Origin of the sequence: Mesorhizobium sp. M2A.F.Ca.ET.037.01.1.1, assembly GCF_003998075.1 — a bacterium.
In the GTDB taxonomy this organism is placed as follows: Bacteria; Pseudomonadota; Alphaproteobacteria; order Rhizobiales; family Rhizobiaceae; genus Mesorhizobium.
The window spans coordinates 1-4,093 of record NZ_RZSA01000618.1; the positions used below are offsets into that span (position 1 = coordinate 1).

General features: G+C 66.1%; 3 protein-coding genes. 2 read left to right on the forward strand and 1 reads right to left on the reverse strand.

Going from position 1 to position 4,093, the window contains the following annotated elements:
- Positions 1–2,117 (reverse strand): sel1 repeat family protein (locus EOA27_RS25480; RefSeq protein ID WP_145970524.1); only part of this gene is annotated, 2,117 nt, incomplete at its 3' end.
- A 208-nt stretch (positions 2,118–2,325) separates the two neighbouring features.
- Here EOA27_RS25480 and dapB point away from each other — a divergent pair.
- Both dapB and EOA27_RS25490 read left to right on the forward strand, forming a co-directional pair.
- The gene (dapB, locus tag EOA27_RS25485) at positions 2,326–3,102 is read left to right on the forward strand and encodes a 4-hydroxy-tetrahydrodipicolinate reductase (protein WP_126078180.1); all 777 of its coding nucleotides are present in this window, start codon (positions 2,326–2,328) and stop codon (positions 3,100–3,102) included.
- Between the two features lie 220 nt (positions 3,103–3,322).
- The coding region (locus EOA27_RS25490) for an ABC transporter substrate-binding protein (protein WP_189562107.1) at positions 3,323–4,093 on the forward strand (771 nt) is incomplete at its 3' end.

Below are 4,093 nucleotides of genomic sequence, written 5' to 3' on the forward strand. Positions count from 1 at the left end.
AGCGGACCCTTCGCATCGACCCAGGCGGCGAGCGCCTTGCGCGCGTCGGGGCCGAAATAGCCCTTCGGCTCGCCCGTATAGAAACCTTCGCTCTTCAGCGTCGTCTCGATGGCGACGCGGATCTCGTCGGGCAGCGCCTTGCCGATGCCGACAAGGTTCTGGTCGTCGAGGCCGGCCGGCGCCTCGCGAAATGCATCCATCACCGCGCCCGCGATCGCCGCGTTTCCGGCGCTGGAGGCCGGTCCGGAAAAGAGGCCGCTCAGCTCAATGCCGGCGTCGTTGGCGCCGAACACACCAACGCCCATCCTGCCGATGCCGTCATTGTAAAGGGCGATGCGATCGGTGATGCCTTCGCGCAGCGTCATCAGATGGTCGAAACTGTCGAAGGTGAACGCGTTGGCGAGCTTGCTCTTGGCCTTGAGCGAGCCGAGCCGCGCCGCCTCGCGCCAGGCATGCAGCCGCTCGCGCGGGTTCTTGTCGACGCCGAGACCATCGTCATAGGCATCGCCCAGCAGCACCATCGCTTCGACGCTGCCGAGATTGGCGGCGTTGATCAGCATGGTCGTCGCCCTCTGGTCGTCCTGCGGATAGACCACGCCCTTGCGCAAAAGATTCGCGTGCAGGAGATAGGCCTGCTGTTGCTTCTTGGCCTCGCCTTCGTCGATCAGGACCTTCAGTTGATCGTCGCTCAGGCCGTCGTCGCGGCGCGACGGGCGATAGCTGGTCGAATCGAGGTTGGCATATTGCGTCGAGGCGTAGAGCCAGAGCGCGTCGCGGTCGCCCGCGTCCGCCAGCGGCTTCAGCATGGCGCGCGCCACATCCTCGTTCTTGAACCGCTGATCGTCCGACAGCTGCAGCCGCGCCAGCGCCAGCGCAGCACCTGGTTCGCCGGCCTCGGCGGCGTCGCTCAGGCGCTCGACGAGCTGGTCCGGATGGTCGATCTGAAAGCCGTCATAGTCGGGAAGCAGCTTCGCCAGCCTGATGCTGGCGTCGAGGTCCCACGGGGCATTGAGCAACCGGATCGCCTCGCGCGGCTGGCGGCCGACGAATTTGCCGTCGAGCAGCAGGCCGGCGAGCATTGGCCCGGCGCCGGCGACGTTTTTGGAGGGGGCACGCAGCATGGCGATAGCGCGCTTGCCGTCGGCTGGCCCGCCTTCGCCCTTGGCCAGCATGTCGGCCAGCATCGGTATGGCATATTGATCGTTGGCGACGCGCGCTTCCAGCAATTGCCTTGCCTTCGCCGCGTCCTGCTGTGTGCCTCGGCCGAGCCGCAGCGCTTTGATATAAGCGAGCACCGACGCTTCGGGCCCGCCAGTGCCGGCCTTGGTATCCGCAGCAACGGCCTGAAAAGCCTTGTGCTGCTCCTCGGCGGCAAAGCCGTCGTTCTCCAGCGTCGTCCGCGCAATCAGCAGCGGCATGGCGGCACGGAACTGGCTGTCCCATTCGCCGGGCGATTGGCCCTGGGCCGGCGCGTCGATGACGCGTTGCGCGGTCTCGACCACCTTGTGCGCATCGCGGCGCAGCAGCGGCCCATCGATATACTGACGCAGCAGCGTCTCGAGCGCCGTGAGATGGCCGGCAGCGCCTGCCTTCTGCAAGGCTTCGAGCGCCATGTCGCGCGAGACAGGTAGCGGACCGGCGTCGGCGCCGTCGCGCCGATGCACCGAGTAGACCTCGTAGAGCAGATAATTCGCCTCGGGACTGCCGCCTTCGGCGATGAGCTTGATCTGCGGCAGGAGAAAGGCAAGCCCCGGCTGATTGAGCGCGACCTGGCCCCGCAGCCATTCAAGCGTCAGCCGCTTTTCCTGTGGCGCGCCGAGCATCGCCGCCTGGCATTTGTCGGCCAGGGTTTTGAGCTTGGTGAGATCGAAGTCTTGCGGAAAGAGCGCGCCATATTGGACAGGCGGCGCCTTGGCTTCAGGATCGAGCGGCACGGAAGCGCCACGGTCGCAGACGCTGATCGCTTCGGCAAGCGCGGCTTTCTTCGCCGCATCGTCCGCAGCCTTTTTGGCCGCGTCGTCGGATTTTTCGGAAGACGCCTGCGCTCCCAGGGCCGCCCCGGCGATGGGCGTCAAGGCGAGGCAGGAAAGAACCAGGGCGTGCACTGGCCGCAGCATGAGCGTCCCCCTCGGACTTGGTCCGGGCGCAGCCGGACACAGGCGCTAAATTAGCATGTCGCGTCAGCGATGATGAGTGTGGCGCTTCACATTCGCGTATAGTTCGCCCTCGTATCGCCCGCATGTCGCGGCCCGCAGTCGTTTGAATCAATTTGCCAAGGCGGCGTGCTAGAGGATTGTCACGACTCGGATTTTCGACAGGATCGCCATGCCGCAGCCGCTGAAAATCGCCATCGCCGGCGCGCTCGGTCGCATGGGCAGGCAGATGGCGGAGACCGTCGCCGCCGATCCGCGGCTGCAGCTCGTCGCGCGCTTCCATCGGCCGGGCAGCGCGGGCGAGGGATTGGTCGAGCGCGACGAAGCGCTGGCGCTTGCCGACGTGGTGATCGACTTCACCACGCCCGCGGCGTCCGCCGAACTGGCCAAAGCCTGCGCGGCGCGCGGCGGTCCGCCGCTGGTGATCGGCTCAACCGGTTTCACCGCCTCGGAGTTGGCCGCAATCGCCGAGGCGGCAAAGACAATCGCCATCGTGCGCTCCGGCAGCTATTCGCTCGGCCTCAACATGCTGACCGGCCTGGTCGAGCAGGCCGCGAGGGCGCTTGGGCATGATGACTGCGACATCGAAATCCTCGAAGCGCATCATCGCTTCAAGGTCGACGCGCCGTCGGGCACGGCGCTGATGCTGGGCGAAGCGGCTGCGCGCGGACGTGGCATTGAACTGGACGATGTGGCCAGGCGCGCCCGCGACGGCCTCGTTGGTCCGCGCGGTGCCGGCGAGATCGGCTTTGCCGTGCTGCGCGGCGGCGGCATCGTCGGCGAGCACAGCGTGAGCTTCCTTGCCGAAGGCGAGACGCTCACGCTTTCGCATGCCGCGGGCGATCGCTCGATGTTCGCGCGCGGCGCCATCGCGGCGGCGCTCTGGGTCGCCCGGCGGCCGCCCGGCGAATACGATATGCGCCATGTGCTGGGCTTTGGCGCCGTCTGACCCGCTCGTATTGCAGGATTTCGTTTCAGCAGCCGTCAAAACGGCTGAAAGCCAGCTGAAAGCTTGGCCATGCCATGACAGTTTTGTGGCGTTCGCCACATGAGCGGCTGGGAGTGGCCGCGAGGAGGAAATGCGGCGCGCTGCGTCGCCCAGTGGAGGAAGTTACGTGACCCGTCTCATCTCTAAACGCGTCCTGCGGTCGGCGCTGCTGACGCTTGCCATGGTTGGCGCTGGCGCATCGGCGGCCTCGGCTGCCGACAAGATCACCATCATCGTCGGCGGCATGGAAAAGCAGATCTATCTGCCGGCCGTGCTTACCCAGCAGCTCGGCTACTTCAAGGATGAGGGGCTTGACGTGGAGTTGGTGAACTCCCGCGCCGGCGTCGAGGCCGAGAACGAATTGCTGGCCGGCGCGGTGCAGGGCGTCGTCGGCTTCTACGACCACACCGTCGACCTGCAGTCGAAGGGCAAATACATCCAGTCGATCGTGCAGTTCAGCCAGGCGCCGGGCGAGGTCGAGCTGGTCTCGGCAAAGCACCCCGAGATCAAGTCGCCGGCCGACTTCAAGGGCGCGACGCTCGGCGTCACCGGCCTCGGCTCCTCGACAGATTTCCTCACCCAGTATCTCGCCGTTCGCAACGGCCTGAAGCCCGGCGACTACACGCTGCTTCCGGTCGGCGCCGGCAACACTTTCATCGCCGCGGTCAAGCAGGACCAGATCCAGGCCGGCATGACCACCGAGCCGACCATTGCCAAGCTGCTCCAGACCGGCGAGGCCAAGGTGTTGGTCGACATGCGCACGCCCGAGAAGACCAAAGAAGCGCTGGGTGGCGACTATCCGGCGGCCTCCTTCTACGTGCAGTCGAGCTGGCTTGAGGGTCACAAGGACGAGGCGCAGAAGCTCGCCAACGCCTTCGTCAAGACGATGAAGTTCATCGCCGGCCATTCGGCCGAGGAGATCGCCGACAAGATGCCGAAGGACTATTACGCC